Here is an 18,405-nt window from a genome sequence, read left to right on the forward strand (position 1 = left end):
TTTTGCATTGTGACAGTTAAATAAATTCAGCCTAACGATCAAAGATCGTCATCATAATAATTTTCGTTAATAGCCGTTAAAACATTCCGCTCTGCCGCACGACCAGAATGATAAAAATAAAACAAGCCGACAAGAAGGGTTATTTCCAATTACGTTATTAGCCTCTCATTTTGTCGGTGAAATACGCTCAACTTACAACATAATTTCAGTCAGGAGTGACTTATGAACAAAACTTCCCGTACCCTATTCTCTCTGGGCCTGCTGAGCGCAGCCATGTTCGGCGTTTCGCAACAGGCGAATGCTCACGGTTATGTCGAATCGCCGGCCAGCCGCGCCTATCAGTGCAAACTGCAGCTCAACACCCAGTGCGGCAGCGTGCAGTATGAACCGCAGAGCGTCGAAGGCCTGAAAGGTTTCCCGCAGGCCGGCCCGGCTGACGGCCACATCGCCAGCGCCGACAAGTCCACCTTCTTCGAACTGGATCAGCAAACGCCGACGCGCTGGAACAAGCTCAACCTGAAAACCGGCCCGAACTCCTTTACCTGGAAGCTGACCGCGCGTCACAGCACCACCAGCTGGCGCTATTTCATCACCAAGCCGAACTGGGACGCTTCGCAGCCGCTGACCCGCGCCTCCTTTGATCTGACGCCGTTCTGCCAGTTCAACGACGGCGGCGCCATCCCTGCCGCACAGGTTACCCACCAGTGCAATATACCGGCAGATCGCAGCGGTTCGCACGTGATCCTTGCCGTGTGGGATGTAGCCGACACCGCCAACGCCTTCTATCAGGCGATCGACGTCAACCTGAGCAAATAATCGGCCAAATGAGGCCATCTTTGAGGGTTCAGCCTGGCGCTGAACCCTTCTTTTTTTGGCTCTCGCGCCACCGCCCCCCTCGCCTCCCCCGCCGTAAACCGCGCCCCGCCTGGGTTTACTCGGCATTCATTGTTATTATCCATCGCAACAATCAGAAAAAGCGCATTTTCATTCCCGACCCGATGATGCAGTGTGTTCCCCCTATGATGAAAAAGGTTCTCATTTCCCTACGTTGAGCTTGGTCAAGGAGCTTATCAATGAATCAATTAGACGCACTCAAGCAGCTGACCACGGTGGTCGCCGACAGCGGCGATATCGAATCCATCCGCCAGTTCGAACCCCAGGACGCTACCACCAACCCTTCGCTGATCCTGAAAGCCGCCGCGCTGCCGCAGTACAAGGCGCTGATCGTCGAAGCGCTGGACTATGCCCGCCGCCAGGGCGGCAGCAAGGAAACCCAGCTGATCAACGCCAGCGATAAGCTGGCGGTCAATATCGGCGTCGAGATCCTCAAAAGCGTGCCGGGCCGCATCTCCACCGAAGTGGACGCCCGCCTGTCGTTCGATCGCGGCATGTGCGTCGCCAAAGCGCGCAAGCTGATCGCCATGTATCAAGAACAGGGCATCGACAAATCGCGCATCCTGATCAAACTGGCTTCCACCTGGGAAGGCATCAAAGCCGCCGAGGAGCTGGAAAAAGAAGGCATCAACACCAACCTGACGCTGCTGTTCTCCTTCGCCCAGGCCCGCGCCTGCGCCGAAGCCGGCGTGTATCTGATCTCGCCGTTCGTCGGCCGCATCTATGACTGGTATCAGGCCAAACAGCCTGCCGCCGACTACGATGCCGAGCAGGATCCGGGCGTGAAATCGGTGCGCACCATCTATGAATACTACAAGCGTCATCGTTACCAGACGGTGATCATGGGCGCCAGCTTCCGCAAGGTTGAGCAGATCCTGGCGCTGGCCGGCTGCGATCGCCTGACCATCGCGCCGAACCTTTTGGAACAGCTGAAAAACAGTGACCGGCCGGTCGAGCGCAAGCTGACCCCGTCCACCGAGGGCTTCCACCAACCGGCCCCGCTGGCCGAAGCGGAGTTCCGCTGGCTGCACAACCAGGACGCCATGGCGGTGGAAAAACTCGCCGAAGGCATTCGCCTGTTCGCCGTCGACCAGCAGAAGCTGGAAGACATGTTGGCCGCTCAACTGTAACCGCACTGGAGTTTCGTTATGTCTTCTCGTAAAGAGCTTGCCAACGCCATCCGCGCACTCAGCATGGACGCCGTACAAAAAGCCAATTCCGGCCACCCCGGTGCCCCTATGGGCATGGCGGACATCGCCGAAGTCCTGTGGCGTGACTACCTCAACCACAACCCGACTAACCCGCACTGGGCTGACCGCGACCGTTTCGTGCTCTCCAACGGCCACGGCTCCATGTTGATTTACAGCCTCCTGCACCTCACCGGCTACGACCTGCCGATGCGCGAGCTGGAAAACTTCCGTCAGCTGCATTCCAAAACCCCAGGGCACCCGGAGTACGGCTACACCCCGGGCGTTGAGACCACCACCGGCCCGCTGGGTCAGGGCATCGCCAACGCCGTCGGCTTCGCCATCGCCGAACGCACCCTGGCGGCGCAGTTCAACCGCCCGGGCCACGACATCGTAGACCACCACACCTACGCCTTCATGGGCGATGGCTGCATGATGGAAGGCATCTCGCACGAAGTCTGCTCTCTGGCCGGTACCCTCAAGCTCGGCAAGCTGACCGCTTTCTACGATGACAACGGCATCTCCATCGACGGCCACGTCGACGGCTGGTTCACCGACGACACCGCCCTGCGCTTCGAAGCCTACGGCTGGCACGTGGTGCGCAACGTCGACGGCCACAACCCGGACGCCATCAAGGCCGCGATTGAAGAAGCCCGCAAGGTGACCGACAAGCCGTCGCTGCTGATGTGCAAGACCGTTATCGGCTTCGGTTCGCCGAACAAGGCCGGCACCCATGACGTGCACGGCGCCGCGCTGGGCGCCGCCGAAGTGGCCGCCACCCGCGAGCGGCTTGGCTGGAAATACGCCGCCTTTGAAATCCCGCAGGACATCTACGCCCAGTGGGACGCCAAGGAAGCCGGTCAGGCCAAAGAAGCGGCCTGGAACGACAAATTCGCCGCCTACGCCAGGGCCTTCCCGGAGCTGGCCGCCGAGTTCAAGCGCCGCATGAACGGCGAGCTGCCGGCCGACTGGAAAGCCGACGCCAAGGCGTTCATTGAAAAACTGCAGGCCAACCCGGCCAACATCGCCAGCCGCAAGGCGTCGCAGAACGCGCTGGAAGCGTTCGGCAAGGTGCTGCCGGAGTTCCTGGGCGGCTCTGCCGACCTGGCGCCGAGCAACCTGACCATGTGGTCAGGCTCGAAAGCGCTGAACGTTGACCCGGCGGGCAACTACATTCATTACGGCGTGCGCGAGTTCGGCATGACCGCCATCACCAACGGCATCGCGCTGCACGGCGGCTTCCTGCCGTACTCGGCGACTTTCCTGATGTTCGTGGAATACGCCCGCAACGCGGTGCGCATGGCGGCGCTGATGAAGCTGCGCAACGTGTTCGTCTACACCCACGACTCCATCGGTCTGGGCGAAGACGGCCCGACCCACCAGCCGGTGGAGCAGTTGGCAAGCCTGCGCGTGACCCCGAACATGAGCACCTGGCGCCCGTGTGACCAGGTGGAATCGGCGGTGGCGTGGCAGTACGGCATCGAGCGCAACGACGGCCCGACCACGCTGGTGTTCTCGCGTCAGAACCTGACCCAGCAGCCGCGCACCGCAGAGCAGCTGGCGAACGTGTACCGCGGCGGCTACGTGCTGAAAGACTGCGCGGGCACGCCGGACGTCATCCTGATTGCCACCGGCTCCGAAGTGGGCATCACGGTGGAAGCGGCGGACAAGCTGACCGCGGCGGGCCGCAAGGTGCGCGTGGTGTCGATGCCGTCGACCGACGCGTTCGACAAGCAGGATGCGGCGTACCGCGAATCAGTGCTGCCGGCGGCGGTGACGGCGCGCGTGGCGGTGGAAGCGGGTATCGCGGACTACTGGTACAAGTACGTGGGGCTGAACGGCGCCATCGTGGGCATGACCACCTTCGGTGAGTCGGCGCCGGCGGAGCAGCTGTTCGCCGAGTTCGGCTTCACCGTGGACAACGTGGTGGCCAAGGCGCAGGCGCTGCTGAAGTAAGCGGCCTGGCGCCAGCCAATAAGAAAGCCGGTCATCGTGACCGGCTTTTTTTATGCCATCACCCGATGGATCTGCAAATACTGCAGCAGCATGATGGTCTTGCCGTCTTTAATGCGGCCGTCGGCGATCATCGCCACCGCTTCGCTGAACGGCAGTTCGATCACTTCAATATCTTCATCTTCAATGCCGCCGCCGGCCGCGCGCCGCTCATCGTCATGGTATTCGGCGATAAAGAAGTGCACGATCTCGGTCACGCCGCCCGGCGACATGTAGGCTTCGAAGATTTTCTTGACCTCGCCCACCTGAAAACCGGTCTCTTCCACCGCTTCGCGGCGCGCGCACTGCTCCGGAGAATCGGCGTCCAGCAGGCCGGCGCAGGCCTCGAGCAGCATGCCGCTCTCGTTGCCGTTGACATAGGTCGGCATGCGGAACTGGTTGGTCAGCACCACCGTGCCCTTGGCGCGGTTGTACAGCAAAATGGTGGCGCCGTTGCCGCGATCGTAGACCTCGCGCATCTGTTGCACCGAACCGCCGTTTTTGCGTTTCAGATCGAACGTGTACTTATGCAGCACATACCAGTTGTCCGACAGCAGCTCTTTCTTCACATTCTCAATTTTCGACGACATGACCCTTTTTCCTTGAGTTGCAACCTGAAGATCATACCGCGATTACGCCGCGCCGCGGCAGACGATTTGCAACAAAACATCATCGGTCCCGGCGGCGGCCCGACCTGAAATCATCTTAAAGTAAGCACATCTAAGTAGCGGAAACCCTGAAAAAAAACCATAAGGGATAGCGCCACATCATCCTAATAACACGCGCCTATTTTATTTTTCAACGCCTCTTTAGGGAAAACCAACGTGAAACTGACTCATCGCTGCTTGTTACCATTAAGCCTTTTATTGATGGCCAGCGCCGGCGCTCAGGCGGCGGACTGCGCCAACGTGCCGGAATGGGCGGCTAAAACCTACGCCATCAAAGGCACGCAGGTCATAAAGGACAATACGCTGTTCGCCAATAAATGGTGGGCAGAAAAACACCATATCCCCGGCGTAGCCGGTTGGGTCGGCGAACCCTGGCAAAACCTCGGCCAGTGTGCCGCCCAGGAGACTCCCTGGTGGCAAGCCTATGCCGAGCAGGAGGGATTCAACGATGCGCTGCGTTACATCGGCACCAGCCTGAATGCGCTGAATCAGGACGCCGAACAGGCGCTGGCGGACTCGCAAGATGCCCGCACGCCGCTGTATTGGCTCAAACGCACCATGCAGATGTACCCGTCAGACACGCCAAATGTCTACCGGCTGCCGATCGTTCACGCCGCCAGTTGGTACAACTCCTTGTATGGCAGCATGGCGCGCGGAATTTTCTTCTACACCCGCACGCTGGGGAATCAGGGCGACAGCGTCACGATAAAGGCCGGAACTATTCCGGCAGGCAGCTCATGTTTTGCGGCGACCAGCGCCCGTTTCGATAACGTTGACAACATCTACTCGAACAAACGAAAGCTTGATGCCAACAAGGAGACCACTTATACCTTCGCGCAAACCGGCGTCCTGGCGTTAGGCTGCAGCCATCCGCAAAAACAGCAAAACGGCGAATTTGTCCGGTTAGAGGTGAGCGGCGGTGGCGACAGCAACCTGCACATTCTCGGTCAGAATACGCAAGGCGACTGGGAGCAACAGAAGGCCGGCGCCGGCATCCTGGGCGGCGCCGTGTTGTATGACGGTAAATCCAACCACTTCGTACCGAAGAAAATCACCGACAAAACGCAGGAGATCATCAATAAATCGCTGGGGGAAAGCCTCAGCATCGCCGCGCTGTATGAAGCGGTGAACGGCATGGACGGCACCCACGAGATGTTCACGGCATCACAGGGTTCCCTGTTCCTCAACTACAGCAAATGCTGCAGCGCCGAATACCGCGAGGGCGCGGTCAACGTCGGTTTCTTCACCGACAAGACCACCCGCGCCAACGCCGCCCACTGGGGACTCTGGCACGAACTGGGGCATGAGAACGAACCGCAGTGGGAATACAACGTATTCCCCGAAGTGCAGGTCAACCGTTATTCGGTACTGGCTTGCCGCCTGTTGTCGGAACGCAACGATTTCGAGTATGGCCCAACCTGCAAACTGGGCGCCGACAAGGAGTGGGATCGGGATGCGGTGCGTAAGTTCCTCGCATCAGAAGTGCGCTATGACGAATTCCCGAAGAAGCAGCATGATGTCGCGCTGGGGTTTTTTACCCATCTGTTGCACGCTTATGATGAATCCTTCTTCCCGCGGATTAATCAGGAACGGCTGAAGCAGACTTTCGCGGCGCCGGGTAACACCATGCAGGATAAATATAAATACGTTTTCGGCACGCCGCAGAAGGTCATCGACTTCAGCGTGGTCGTCTACAGCCGGGAGGCGGGGCAGGATCTGCGCGAGTACTTCACCCGCTGGGGGCTGCGCTTCAGCGACCACGCAGCGAAGCAGGTGGCCGCGATGAATCTGCCGACGCCCTGAAGCGCGGCAATAAAGCGCCCCCAGAAACAGGGGGCCTTCTGCCTGATTTCATCCGCGCTAAAGGCAAATCTTCAGAGAAAACCGGCCCGCCGCTGAACATCGGCGGGCATTTCGCTATTCATTTGATTACACAACGACAATTGTTCCCGTTTTGTTGACAACTTGATACAAATCGCGGTGCAATTTAGTTGCAAAAGTTATAGTTTTGCTTTCGAATGAAACTGGCGAAGCGCCTCACCTGAGAGAAAAGGATTCCGTGATTGCTTGTTAAACGTTCCGTGACCGGCAGCCTGGCCAGAGCGCTGTTCGGCATCGTGATACTGTCGGTGCTCGCCACCGGGTTGGCGTTGACGACCGTCGCCGGCAGCCAGAGCGATGCCGAGGCGATCAACATTGCCGGTTCGCTGCGCATGCAAAGCTACCGCTTGGCCTTCGATCTCGAGCGGCAGAGCCCGGAGCTGGAGCTGCACCTGCAGCAGTATCGGCAATCTTTGCAGGCGCCCGCGCTGCAAAAGCTGGCGCGCTTTTACGTCCCGGCCGAGGTGCGCAACCACTATCTGGCGCTGCAACGAACATGGCAAACGATGGAGCGGCAGATCCGCGACGGGCAGGCGGCCGCCTACCGGGCTGAGGTCGCCGGCTACGTCAACCGCGTCGATCATTTCGTTTCCGCTCTGCAGCGCTATTCCGAGTTGAAACTCACCCTGGTGGCCGCCGTCAGCGTACTGGGCTACGCCGCCATCATCGGTCTGGTGCTGTTCTGCATCCGCTTTATGCGCCGCCAGGTGGTCACGCCGCTGCAGCATCTGGTCGACGCCAGCCAGCGCGTGCAACAGCGCGACTTTCGCCATCCGCAGCTGGACGTGGCGCTGCCGAACGAGCTCGGCGTGCTGTCGCAAACCTTCAGCGCCATGTCTGACGAGCTGGCCCGCCTCTATCAGTCGCTGGAGCTGAAAGTGCAGGAAAAGACCCAGCGCCTGCAGCAGGCCAACGACACGCTGGAGGTGCTCTATCGCTGCTCGCAGGCGCTGAGCGTGCGTCAGATCGATCAGCAGGCGTTCGAAAATGCGCTGCGCATCGTGCGCCAAAGCGAACGACTGCGCTGCATCCGGTTGAACGTGGCGGACGATCATGGCCAGTGGCAACTGAACGAAGGAGAGCCGGCGCCGGCGCAAACCTGGAGCGCGCTGCCGATCACCCAAGGCGATAAACTGCTGGGCGAGTTGCGATGGCAGCCCGAAGCGCAGCCGCCGCATCCTCACCTGATGCAGAGCCTGGCCAACATGCTGGGGCGCGGCGTCTACTTCAACCGGGCGCAAAAGCAGCACCAATATCTGCTGTTGATGGAAGAGCGTGGAACCATCGCACGCGAGCTGCACGATTCGCTGGCGCAGACGCTGTCGTTCCTGCGCATCCAGCTGACGCTGCTCCGGCGCGCCGCCGACGATCCGGCGGCGCAGGCGATTATCGACGATTTCGAGCGCACGCTGGCCGATGCCTATCGCCAGCTGAGAGAATTGCTGGCCACCTTCCGCCTCAACATTCAGGAGGCGGATCTGAATGCCGCGCTGGAGCAACTGTTGCAGCCATTAAAGGCGCTAACCCCCGCGCGGATTCAGTTACACTGTCGGCTGCCCTCGCAGGCGCTCAACGCCCAGCAGCAGGTGCACGCGCTGCAGATCGTGCGCGAGGCGGTGCTCAATGCCGTCAAGCACGCCGGAGCGAACGAGATCGCGGTATGTTGCGAGGTCAACGCCGCAGGCGACAACGTATTCAGCATTACCGACGACGGTTGCGGCATCGCCAGTCTGGAAGAACCGGAAGGGCATTACGGCTTGACCATCATGAGCGAACGCGCGGCGCGACTGGGAGGAACGCTGCGCATCCGGCGCAGAAGCGGCGGCGGCACGGCGGTCTGCCTGACATTCTCGCCCTGACCTTGCGGCTGTTCACTCTGCGTTACGGTTGCCGCCGGCCTGAAGGCCGCCCGGAGAGGTTTGCGGTGCAGAATGCCGCTATTTTTGAAGAGACAGTCCCACTGTGAAGCACGCCTCCGGGCGCGTTTGAGTGGCTTTACTTGCTACAGGGAGCATATTTCATGGTGATGAAGCAATACCGAGTCATGATCGTTGACGATCATCCGTTGATGCGGCGCGGCATCAAACAACTGCTGGGACTGGATGCGCGATTTGGCGTGGTGGCAGAGGCCGGCAACGGCAGCGAGGCGGTTGCGCTGGCGCTGCAGCACGCTCCGGACGTGATCTTGTTGGATCTGAACATGAAGGGCATGTCGGGGCTGGATACGCTGCGGGCCCTGCGCGACGAAGGCGTGGACGCGCGCATCATCGTGCTGACGGTCTCCGACGCGCGCAGCGATCTGTATGCGCTGATCGACGCCGGCGCCGACGGCTATCTGCTGAAAGACAGCGAACCCGAACAACTGCTGGAGCACATCAGCGCCGCCGCCGAGGGCCAGAACGTGATCAGCGACGCGATGGCCGACTATTTGCTGGCGCGCAGCGAGCAGCGCGATCCCTTCGCCGCCTTGACCGAACGCGAACTGGACGTCCTGCAAGAGGTGGCGCGCGGCCTGTCCAACAAGCAGGTGGCGGCGCAGTTGCATATCTCTGAAGAAACCGTGAAGGTACACATCCGTAACATACAGCGCAAGCTGGACGTGCGTTCTCGCGTGGCGGCGACGGTGATGTACCTGGAGTACAAAAGCCACTGATCGCCCCGCCCCGGCCGATCCGCCGGGGCCGCTTACTCGATGGCGCTGAGCAGCGCCTGATGATGCTGGTGTACCCAGCTCTTGTTGAACGGCCCCCAGCTTTCCAACTGATAGAAACCGTCGTTGTTGCGCACGCCCTGCTGCACGAACTGCAGCTCGACGCCCATGCCGGGCAGCGCCTTCAGCACATCCTGCAACGTACGGCGCGGCCAGCCGGTCAGCGCCATCAACCGCGGCACATTGGGCCGCTCACTGTGGCTGATCAGCCAGCATAAATAAAGCCGACGGGCAAATACCGGGTTAATTCCCATGCCAAGCTCCTGCTGTAAGGTGAGGCCAGTTTTTACTTTTCGATTCCCTGCGGCGAAAAAATGCGCAAGGCCTTTGATAGTAATAAAAATGTCTTAATAGCGTACAATTACCGACGCCGATACGCCCACGCCGTTTTCCGCTACCGTTATTTACACTATCTCCTTTTTTTCTCCACGCTTTCCTCGGCTATCCCGAGTAAAGTGCAATAGCGCCGGAATCCTTCCCTGCCGCTGAAATGCATATTTCCGATGCGTTTTAAAGATAGAACAAGTCATAACGAGGTTCGCGCTGCATGGCCAATTTTTTTATTGATCGCCCGATTTTCGCCTGGGTGCTGGCAATTATTCTTTGCCTGACCGGGGCGTTGGCGATTTTTTCTTTACCGGTAGAACAATACCCGAATTTGGCGCCGCCGAACGTGCGCATCAGCGCAACTTACCCAGGTGCTTCGGCGCAAACGCTGGAAAACACCGTCACCCAAATCATTGAACAGAATATGACCGGCCTCGACAACATGATGTACATGTCGTCGCAGAGCACCAATACCGGCCAGGCGACCGTGACGTTGACGTTCGAAGCCGGTACCGATCCCAACGAGGCGATGCAGCAGGTGCAAAACCAGCTGCAGGCCGCGATCAAACGCCTGCCGCAGGCGGTGCAAAATCAGGGGGTGACGGTCTCGAAATCCGGCGACACCACGCTGATGATGGTGGCGTTCGTCTCCACTGATGGCAGCATGGACAGGCAGGACATCGCCGATTACATCGTCTCCAACCTGCAGGATCCGCTCAGCCGCATCAACGGGGTCGGCAGCATGGACGTGTATGGCTCGCAATACGCCATGCGCATCTGGCTCGATCCCAACAAGCTCAACAGCTACCAGTTGACCACCCAGGATGTGGTCAGCGCCATTCAGTCGCAGAACGCCCAGGTCGCGGTCGGCCAGTTGGGCGGCACGCCATCGGTCGATAAGCAGGCGCTGAACGCCACCATTAACGCCCAGTCGCAGCTCCAGACGCCGGAACAGTTCCGCCAAATCACCCTGCGGGTCAATCAGGACGGTTCGCTGGTGACGCTGGGCAACGTTGCCACCGTCGAACTGGGCGGCGAAAACTACAACTACCTCAGCCGTTACAACGGCATGCAGGCCGCGGGCATGAACATCAAGCTGGCCTCCGGCGCCAACGAACTGCAGACCGACCAGTTGGTGAAAGACAAGATCGCCGAGCTGTCGCAATACTTCCCGCACGGGCTGGAGGCCAAAGTGGCCTATGAAACCACCCCCTTCGTCAAAGCCTCGATCAAGGACGTGGTGAAAACGCTGCTGGAAGCCATCCTGCTGGTGTTCCTGGTGATGTATCTGTTCCTGCAGAACTTCCGCGCCACGCTGATCCCCACCATCGCCGTGCCGGTGGTGCTGCTGGGCACCTTCGCCATCCTTTCCGCCTGCGGCTTCAGCATCAATACCCTTACCATGTTCGCCATGGTGCTGGCGATCGGCCTGCTGGTGGACGACGCCATCGTGGTGGTGGAAAACGTCGAACGCGTGATGAGCGAAGAAGGCCTGCCGCCGCGTGAAGCCACGCGCAAATCCATGGGGCAAATTCAGAGCGCGCTGGTCGGCATCGCCCTGGTGCTGTCGGCGGTGTTCGTGCCGATGGCGTTCTTCGGCGGCACCACCGGCGCCATCTATCGCCAGTTCTCCATCACCATCGTTTCCGCCATGGTGTTGTCGGTGCTGGTGGCGATGATCCTGACCCCGGCCCTGTGCGCCACGCTGCTCAAACCGATCGCCAAGGGGCACCATCACGGCAAGCGCGGCTTCTTCGGCTGGTTCAACCGCATGTTCAACCGCAACGCCGAACGCTATGAGCGCGGCGTGGGGCGCATTCTGCACGCCAGCGGCCGCTACATGGTGATTTATCTGCTGTTGCTCGGCGGCATGGCGCTGCTGTTCATCAAGCTGCCGACCTCGTTCCTGCCGCAGGAAGACCGCGGTATTTTCACCGTACAGGTACAGCTGCCGGCGGGCTCGACCCTGCAGCAAACCTCTAAAGTGGTGGAAAAGGTCGAGCAGTATTTCCTCACCGAAGAGAAACAGGACGTGTTGTCGGTGTTCGCCATCATCGGCTCCGGGCCGGGGGGCAACGGCCAAAACGTGGCGCGTCTGTTCGTTCGGCTGAAAGACTGGGATCTGCGCACCTCGGGCGCCAACAGCTCGTTCGACATCATCGATCGCGCCACGCTGGCATTCAACAAGATTAACGAAGCGCGGGTGATCGCCAGCAGCCCGCCGGCGATCACCGGCCTCGGCAACTCCTCCGGCTTCGACATGGAACTGGAAGATCACGCCGGGTTGGGGCACGCCAAACTGATGGCGGCTCGCGACCAACTGTTACAGCTGGCGGCGCAAAATCCGCTGCTGTCGCGCGTGCGCCACAACGGCCTGGACGACAGCCCGCAGCTGCAGATCGATATCGATCAGCGCAAGGCGCAGGCGCTGGGCGTATCTATCGACGACATCAACAATACCCTCTCTACCGCCTGGGGTTCGACCTACGTCAACGACTTCGTCGATCGCGGCCGGGTGAAGAGAGTTTACGTGCAGGCCGCCGCGCCGTTCCGCATGCTGCCGGAAGACATCAACAAATGGTATGTGCGCAACAGCGCGGGCGGCATGGTGCCGTTCTCGGCCTTCGCCAGTTCACACTGGGAATACGGCTCGCCGCGGCTGGAACGCTATAACGGCAACTCGGCGCTGGAAATCGTCGGCGAGGCGGCCAACGGCGTCAGCACCGGCACCGCCATGGCGGAAATGGAAAAACTGGTCAGCCAGTTACCGACCGGCTTCGGGCTGGAATGGACGGCGCTCTCCTACCAGGAACGCTTGTCCGGCTCGCAGGCGCCGGCGCTGTACGCCATCTCGCTGCTGGTGGTGTTCCTGTGCCTGGCGGCGCTGTATGAAAGCTGGTCGATACCGTTCTCGGTGATGCTGGTGGTGCCGCTGGGGGTGATCGGCGCGGTCGCCGCCACCTGGCTGCGCGGCCTGGAGAACGACGTTTATTTCCAGGTCGGCCTGTTGACCATCATTGGGCTGTCGGCGAAAAACGCCATTCTGATCGTCGAATTCGCCAACGAGCTGAACCACAAAGGGCAGGATCTGATGTCCGCGACGCTCGACGCATCACGCATGCGTCTGCGGCCGATCCTGATGACTTCGCTGGCGTTCATCTTCGGCGTGCTGCCGATGGCCACCAGCAGCGGCGCCGGTTCCGGCAGCCAGCATGCGGTCGGCACCGGGGTGATGGGCGGCATGATCTCCGCCACCCTGCTGGCGATTTTCTTCGTGCCGCTGTTCTTCGTGCTGGTGCGCCGCCGCTTCCCGGGCAAAGCGCATCCGGCAGGCAATACGACGGCCGCCGGGGAGTGATAGCCTGGGCATAAAAAAAGCAGCGTCGGGTTACCGATGCTGCTTTATTTCGAACGATAATCTCGTTCCCAAGGTGTTTCAGTGACTTTCCAATGACTCAACCTTGCCATCTGCTTCAACGCTGTGTCAGTTGCCCAACATCTCATCAATGAAGTCTTTCCAGTTTCCTAATTCACGATCAACCATAATACTTTACAACCTCAATTATTTGACGAAGCGGATTCTACGCCTGTTTTTTGACCATGTGAAGGGAAACGGGAACGATGCCGGGCCCGGAAACCGGGCTTAGCGCACATTTTCGTATTTATCTGATCAATACTCAGTGCTGCTATTCCCTTGTGATATCAATTTCTCCGCGGTAGCGTGTAAAAGGTATAAAAATACGACAATGGAGCGCCGACATCCGCGGGTATCAGCGCGCCATTCGGCACTATGCCGCCGACCTCAGTCTTATTGGTTAGAGGAAAACGATGGAAATTATCACCGACCCGAACCGCCGCGCCATCGACTGGCAGCGGCTGTGTGAATTGCTGGAGGCCGCCGGGCTGGGCAAGCGCGATCCGCACACCCTGCGGCGCGTTTACCAACACAGCCAGTTTTGCTATTGGGGGTTTATCGGCAACGAGCTGATCGCCACCGCGCACGCCATCAGCGACCTGACCTCGGTCGCTTATCTGGCCGACGTGGCGATCGATCCGCGCTTTCAGGGGCAAGGGCTGGGGCGCCGGTTGATGGATCGGGTGATGCAAGATTTGGCGCCGCTCGGCAAGATTTTCATCTATTCCGTGCCGGAAAAACTGGCCTTCTATAAAAAGTACGGCTTTCATGATTTGACCACCGGCATGGTGTATGCGGACGGCGCCTCACTGCAACGGTTGCAAAACGGCGGTTATATCCGCTGATCATCTTGATCAAAATACTTTTCTCAGAAGAATACAGCTGACGATATGCTTGAGACAGATAAAACGCTTAGCCAAAACGCCCCAGAAAAAATACACACTCTCTTTTAACTTTTTATTTTCACTATTATTCACCTCTACAACCATGAATGAGAAAACGTTTGAACTTCCTGTCAGAGATATTTCTTAGTCATTAGACCTCTTACAAAGCTATCACGAACCAAAAGATCGGTAAAAACGATCGAATATTAATTTACGATAGGAATAATCTATGATATTTCCTTTTAATTCTCCTTGATTGATAGCTGGCATCTATTTAAAAACCTCTACCCCTCTTGCGGCACTTTTTATTACTCCTATTTATCTATTGATTATCAATAAAATAAAAAACAAACTGACTAAACCAGCGGTATAGGTAAATGTTGAGATTCATCATTGTAAATAATTCAACATTTAATTATTTCGATTATTTCTATTTTTATACTTTAAGATAACCGTCGCCACCGGGAATAAAAAATAAAGGATTATAATAATATGAAGATCGATATTTTCAGCGAATGTACCTATACCATTATCGGTATCAGACAACTGATAAATCAAACATGGTCAGAAAAAAACACGCCAGCCGACTTTAACCGCAGAAGGGTCTGTTTTATCGATGTCACCCTCGCCAATTTTGAAGCGCGTTACCGCGATGAATATGCCAACCCCAAAACCTACAAAATAGTCATTATTACCGACTGCCCGCATGAGATGGTGATTGTCGACAATAAGACCATTATATTATCAAACCTTATATCTTTAAGCCGTTTCAGCCACCTGATCGGCGATTTATATACGCGCTACAGTCACTATACCGAGCCGCCGCAGCTCTCCCGGCGCGAGTCCCTTTTCCTGTCGGAGTGGTCGACGGGAAAATCGCTGACCGATATCAGCAACGCTATGAATATAAGAAACAAAACCGCCAATCATTACAAATCGAGAATCATGAAAAAGCTTGGCGCCAGCAGAATAAAACCGCTGTTGCATATTACCCGCGTACGGTGTTTAACCGATCGTTTAAATATAAAAATTAATAAAGAATAGTTCCTCTGAGCCCAGATCCGCATTGGCGGCTGAACGCGTTCGCCGACGTCTTTTACAAGCACCGTCGGCGAAGTCTGCCGTTCAACCACATTGCCAACTTCTCTCCCTGGTGCTCAATCGCATCTCGCGCGCATCGTTGTCTGGATCTCGCCGCCGCTTTACTGGCATTATCTCTGCTATCGCCGGGCGGCGAGAAGGCCTAAGACCGCGCCCGCCGCCCAGTATCGACTCGACGAGACAGGTAGCTTTACGCCATGGCAAACAAACCGCAACAGACAACGCTGACGATGTACGGCATCAAAAACTGCGACACCATCAAGAAAGCCCGCCGCTGGCTGGAAGATCAGGGCGTGGCCTATCATTTTCACGACTACCGCGCCGACGGCCTGACCGAACAGCAGCTGCGCGGTTTCGTCGCGCAACTGGGTTGGGAGCCGCTGCTCAATACCCGCGGCACCACCTGGCGCAAGCTGGATGAAGCGCAGCGCAACGCCTGCGATAACGCCGACGCCGCCATCGCGCTGATGCTGGCGCAGCCGGCAATCATTAAACGCCCGCTGCTGAACGACGGCAACGGCCGCGCCCTGCTCGGTTTTAACGCCGACGCTTACCAGCAATTTATCGCCGAGGTCGCCGTATGACTTGCCCGGTTATCGAACTGGCCCAGCAGCTGATCAAGCGCCCTTCCCTCAGCCCGAATGACGAAGGCTGCCAGCAGCTGATGATCGATCGTCTGCAGGCAATCGGCTTCACCGTCGAAGCGATGGACTTCGAAGACACCCAGAATTTCTGGGCCTGGCGCGGCGAAGGGCAAACCCTGGCGTTTGCCGGGCACACCGACGTGGTGCCGACCGGCGATGAAAAGCGTTGGGACAACCCGCCGTTTGAACCGGCGATCCGCGACGGCATGCTGTATGGCCGCGGCGCGGCGGACATGAAAGGTTCATTGGCCGCAATGGTGGTGGCCGCCGAGCGATTTGTCGCCGCCAACCCGGATCACCGGGGCCGCCTGGCATTTCTGATCACCTCGGATGAAGAGGCCAGCGCCACCCACGGCACGGTTAAGGTGGTCGAAGCGCTGATGGCGCGCAACGAGCGGCTGGATTACTGCCTGGTCGGCGAGCCGTCCAGCACCGAGCGCGTCGGCGACGTGGTGAAAAACGGCCGACGCGGCTCCATCACCGCCAACCTGCATATCCACGGCGTACAGGGGCACGTCGCCTATCCGCACCTGGCGGACAACCCGGTGCACCGCGCCATGCCGGCGCTGAATGAACTGGTGGCGATCGAATGGGATCGCGGCAACGAGTTCTTCCCGCCGACCAGCATGCAGATCGCCAACGTGCAGGCCGGCACCGGCAGCAACAACGTGATCCCGGGCGATCTTTATGTGCAGTTCAACTTCCGTTTCAGCACCGAGCTGACCGATGCGATGATCAAGCAGCGCGTGGAAGAGCTGCTTGAACGCCACCAGCTGAACTACAGCATCGAGTGGCGGCTGTCCGGCCAACCGTTCCTCACCTCGCGCGGCGCGCTGGTGGATGCGGTGGTCAACGCCGTCGAGCACTATTCTGAACTGACGCCGCAGTTGCTGACCACCGGCGGCACCTCCGACGGCCGCTTTATCGCGCAGATGGGCGCGCAGGTGGTGGAGCTGGGGCCGGTCAACGCCACCATCCACAAGGTCAACGAATGCGTCAACGCCGCAGATCTGCAGCTGCTGAGCCGCATGTATCAACGCATCATGGAGCAATTGGTCGCATGATCAACGCAGAGATGCTCACCGGCCGCTCAACCGAACACCTGGCGCCGCTGAGCGGGAACCATCGGCTGCAGCCGCAGGCGGTCAACGCCTTCCTGGCGATGCAGCAAGCGGCGCGTGAGGCGGGATTCGATCTCCAGCCCGCCAGCACCTTCCGCGATTTCGACCGGCAGTTGGCGATCTGGAATGGCAAATTCTGCGGCCAGCGGCCAGTATTAGATAAGGACAGCCGCCCGATCGACGTCGCGCCGCTGCCCGCCGCCGAGCGCTGTGAGGCGATCCTGCGCTGGTCGGCCCTGCCGGGCGCCAGCCGCCATCACTGGGGCAGCGATCTGGATGTGTACGATCCGTCGCTGCTGCCGGAAGGGAAAAAGCTGCAGCTGGAGCCGTGGGAATATGAAGAAGGCGGTTACTTTGCGCCGCTCAACCAGTGGCTGACGGCGCATATGGCCGAGTTCGGTTTCTACCGCCCCTTTACCGAAGACAGCGGTGGCGTGGCGGTAGAGCCGTGGCATCTGAGCTACCGGCCGCTGGCGCAAGAAGCCGAGCATTTGCTGACCCCGGCGCTGTTGCTGGCGGCCTGGCAAGACAAGGAGGTCGCCGGTGCCGAATGGCTCGAACGCCATCTGCCCTCGATTTTTTCGCGTTTTATACGCAGTGAAGTAAAGGAGTAGCTATGCAATGGTTAGCTGATTACTGGTGGATTATCCTGCTGGTTCTGGTGGGAATGGTCGTCAGCGGCATCAAGGAACTGCGCCGCGTCGACGTGAAAAGCTATCTGGCCAACAAGCCGGAGATACCGCCGCACCGCGACAATAATGCCCAGTGGGATGACGAAGACGACTGGCCGAAAAAGAAATGACACCAGGGCGCTTATCGGCGCCCTGAGTTTTTAGCGAAAGGCGATCAGCTCGCCGCGCTTGCCGGACAATGCTTCGTCCCAGTAGCGCTGCGGCACATAATAATGCAGCCTTTCCAGCGCGGCGTTCATCATGCCCTGGTTGATCGCGTGCCCGACGTTTTCCTCTACGTCCAGCGTGAAATCGGCGCCGCCGGCCCGAAGCGCTTCCGCCGCCGCGTGAGCGTGTTGCACCGCGATCACCGCGTCCTCTTCACCGTGGATCAAATGCACCACGCTGTCGCCGAAAGCCTGCTCAGGCAGCTGGGCGAAACGCCCGCTGAACGCCACCACGCGCCCGGCCAGCCGGGTTTCCGCTTTCAACGCTTCCAGCGCCATAATGGCCCCTTGCGAGAACCCCACCAGCGCCGTGCCGGCATAGCCCACGCCGCTCAGCTGCTGCCAATGGCGCACCACCGCCACAAACTGCGGCATCACGTCTGCAATACGGGCCGCGCGGTTCTCTTCGGTCACGTCCTGCACCGAAAACCACTGGCGCCCGGCGCCGTTGCCAAACGCTTCGGGGCCACCGATGCTCACCACCTGCGCCTGAGGAAACTCTTTGGCGAAGTAGCTGCCGATCTCCCCCATCGCCACCGGGTTGTCGCCGACACCGTGAAACAGCAAGATCAGCTGCGCCGCCGGGGTCGCCGGGCTTTGGACAACGAAATGCTCATGTTTCATCGATGACTCCTTAATAGTAACCAAACCTGGTGCGAGGACAGTCGCCGCCGCACCGCTGA

Annotated in this window: 17 protein-coding genes; 13 read left to right on the top strand and 4 right to left on the bottom strand. The window is 59.0% G+C overall.

Annotation, left to right across the window (positions count from 1 at the left end):
- Positions 1 to 222: 222 nt before the first annotated feature.
- From ACF8MC_RS11420 to tkt, 3 genes are all read left to right on the top strand, one after another.
- On the top strand, positions 223 to 816 hold the full coding sequence (locus tag ACF8MC_RS11420; RefSeq protein ID WP_033655003.1) for a lytic polysaccharide monooxygenase: 594 nt from the start codon (positions 223 to 225) through the stop codon (positions 814 to 816).
- A gap of 257 nt (positions 817 to 1,073) precedes the next feature.
- Positions 1,074 to 2,024, top strand: coding sequence for a transaldolase (gene tal / locus ACF8MC_RS11425; protein WP_033655004.1), 951 nt, complete (start codon positions 1,074 to 1,076; stop codon positions 2,022 to 2,024).
- Between the two features lie 18 nt (positions 2,025 to 2,042).
- Complete coding sequence (gene tkt / locus ACF8MC_RS11430) at positions 2,043 to 4,037, top strand: transketolase (protein ID WP_164105178.1); 1,995 nt, start codon at positions 2,043 to 2,045, stop codon at positions 4,035 to 4,037.
- Positions 4,038 to 4,087: 50 nt separating this feature from the next.
- Here the strand turns inward: tkt and nudK are convergent, their stop codons facing one another.
- Positions 4,088 to 4,663: a GDP-mannose pyrophosphatase NudK gene (nudK, locus tag ACF8MC_RS11435; protein WP_033635486.1), complete on the bottom strand. Its 576-nt coding sequence runs from the start codon at positions 4,661 to 4,663 to the stop codon at positions 4,088 to 4,090.
- A 234-nt stretch (positions 4,664 to 4,897) separates the two neighbouring features.
- Between nudK and ACF8MC_RS11440 the strand changes: the two genes are divergently transcribed.
- From ACF8MC_RS11440 to ACF8MC_RS11450, 3 genes are all read left to right on the top strand, one after another.
- The gene (locus ACF8MC_RS11440; protein WP_164105177.1) at positions 4,898 to 6,544 is read left to right on the top strand and encodes a M60 family metallopeptidase; all 1,647 of its coding nucleotides are present in this window, start codon (positions 4,898 to 4,900) and stop codon (positions 6,542 to 6,544) included.
- A gap of 260 nt (positions 6,545 to 6,804) precedes the next feature.
- Complete coding sequence (gene narQ / locus ACF8MC_RS11445; RefSeq protein WP_041036208.1) at positions 6,805 to 8,481, top strand: nitrate/nitrite two-component system sensor histidine kinase NarQ; 1,677 nt, start codon at positions 6,805 to 6,807, stop codon at positions 8,479 to 8,481.
- Between the two features lie 161 nt (positions 8,482 to 8,642).
- Positions 8,643 to 9,275, top strand: coding sequence for a response regulator (locus ACF8MC_RS11450; protein WP_353038706.1), 633 nt, complete (start codon positions 8,643 to 8,645; stop codon positions 9,273 to 9,275).
- 32 nt (positions 9,276 to 9,307) lie between these two features.
- On the opposite strand, the gene ACF8MC_RS11455 is transcribed toward ACF8MC_RS11450, so the two are convergent.
- A complete protein-coding gene (locus tag ACF8MC_RS11455; RefSeq protein WP_004941750.1) occupies positions 9,308 to 9,586 on the bottom strand; it encodes a helix-turn-helix domain-containing protein in 279 nt (92 codons plus the stop codon).
- 293 nt (positions 9,587 to 9,879) lie between these two features.
- Between ACF8MC_RS11455 and acrD the strand changes: the two genes are divergently transcribed.
- A complete protein-coding gene (acrD, locus tag ACF8MC_RS11460) occupies positions 9,880 to 13,017 on the top strand; it encodes a multidrug efflux RND transporter permease AcrD (protein WP_033635489.1) in 3,138 nt (1,045 codons plus the stop codon).
- A 126-nt stretch (positions 13,018 to 13,143) separates the two neighbouring features.
- Here acrD and ypfM read toward each other — a convergent pair whose 3' ends face one another.
- Positions 13,144 to 13,203: a protein YpfM gene (gene ypfM / locus ACF8MC_RS11465; RefSeq protein ID WP_100396732.1), complete on the bottom strand. Its 60-nt coding sequence runs from the start codon at positions 13,201 to 13,203 to the stop codon at positions 13,144 to 13,146.
- Positions 13,204 to 13,487: 284 nt separating this feature from the next.
- On the opposite strand from ypfM, the gene ACF8MC_RS11470 reads away from it, so the two are divergent.
- The 6 genes from ACF8MC_RS11470 to ACF8MC_RS11495 all read left to right on the top strand — a co-directional run bounded on the left by ACF8MC_RS11470 (position 13,488) and on the right by ACF8MC_RS11495 (position 17,626).
- The gene (locus tag ACF8MC_RS11470; protein ID WP_043147804.1) at positions 13,488 to 13,919 is read left to right on the top strand and encodes a GNAT family N-acetyltransferase; all 432 of its coding nucleotides are present in this window, start codon (positions 13,488 to 13,490) and stop codon (positions 13,917 to 13,919) included.
- Between the two features lie 531 nt (positions 13,920 to 14,450).
- A complete protein-coding gene (locus tag ACF8MC_RS11475; RefSeq protein WP_033648805.1) occupies positions 14,451 to 15,002 on the top strand; it encodes a LuxR C-terminal-related transcriptional regulator in 552 nt (183 codons plus the stop codon).
- A gap of 254 nt (positions 15,003 to 15,256) precedes the next feature.
- Positions 15,257 to 15,643, top strand: coding sequence for an ArsC family reductase (locus ACF8MC_RS11480; protein ID WP_164105176.1), 387 nt, complete (start codon positions 15,257 to 15,259; stop codon positions 15,641 to 15,643).
- Complete coding sequence (gene dapE / locus ACF8MC_RS11485) at positions 15,640 to 16,767, top strand: succinyl-diaminopimelate desuccinylase (protein WP_033648807.1); 1,128 nt, start codon at positions 15,640 to 15,642, stop codon at positions 16,765 to 16,767. Before ACF8MC_RS11480 ends, dapE begins: the two co-directional genes overlap by 4 nt.
- A complete protein-coding gene (locus ACF8MC_RS11490) occupies positions 16,764 to 17,438 on the top strand; it encodes a M15 family metallopeptidase (protein WP_033635494.1) in 675 nt (224 codons plus the stop codon). Before dapE ends, ACF8MC_RS11490 begins: the two co-directional genes overlap by 4 nt.
- 2 nt (positions 17,439 to 17,440) lie before the next feature.
- A complete protein-coding gene (locus tag ACF8MC_RS11495; RefSeq protein ID WP_004941720.1) occupies positions 17,441 to 17,626 on the top strand; it encodes a YpfN family protein in 186 nt (61 codons plus the stop codon).
- A gap of 30 nt (positions 17,627 to 17,656) precedes the next feature.
- Here ACF8MC_RS11495 and ypfH read toward each other — a convergent pair whose 3' ends face one another.
- Positions 17,657 to 18,346 carry an esterase gene (gene ypfH, locus ACF8MC_RS11500; RefSeq protein WP_049194842.1) on the bottom strand — a complete coding sequence of 230 codons (690 nt, stop codon included), beginning with the start codon at positions 18,344 to 18,346 and terminating at the stop codon, positions 17,657 to 17,659.
- Positions 18,347 to 18,405: the final 59 nt, after the last annotated feature.

Source organism: Serratia sp. LACPHL-BACT-2024-00286, assembly GCF_043109535.1.
In the GTDB taxonomy this organism is placed as follows: Bacteria; Pseudomonadota; Gammaproteobacteria; order Enterobacterales; family Enterobacteriaceae; genus Serratia; species Serratia sarumanii.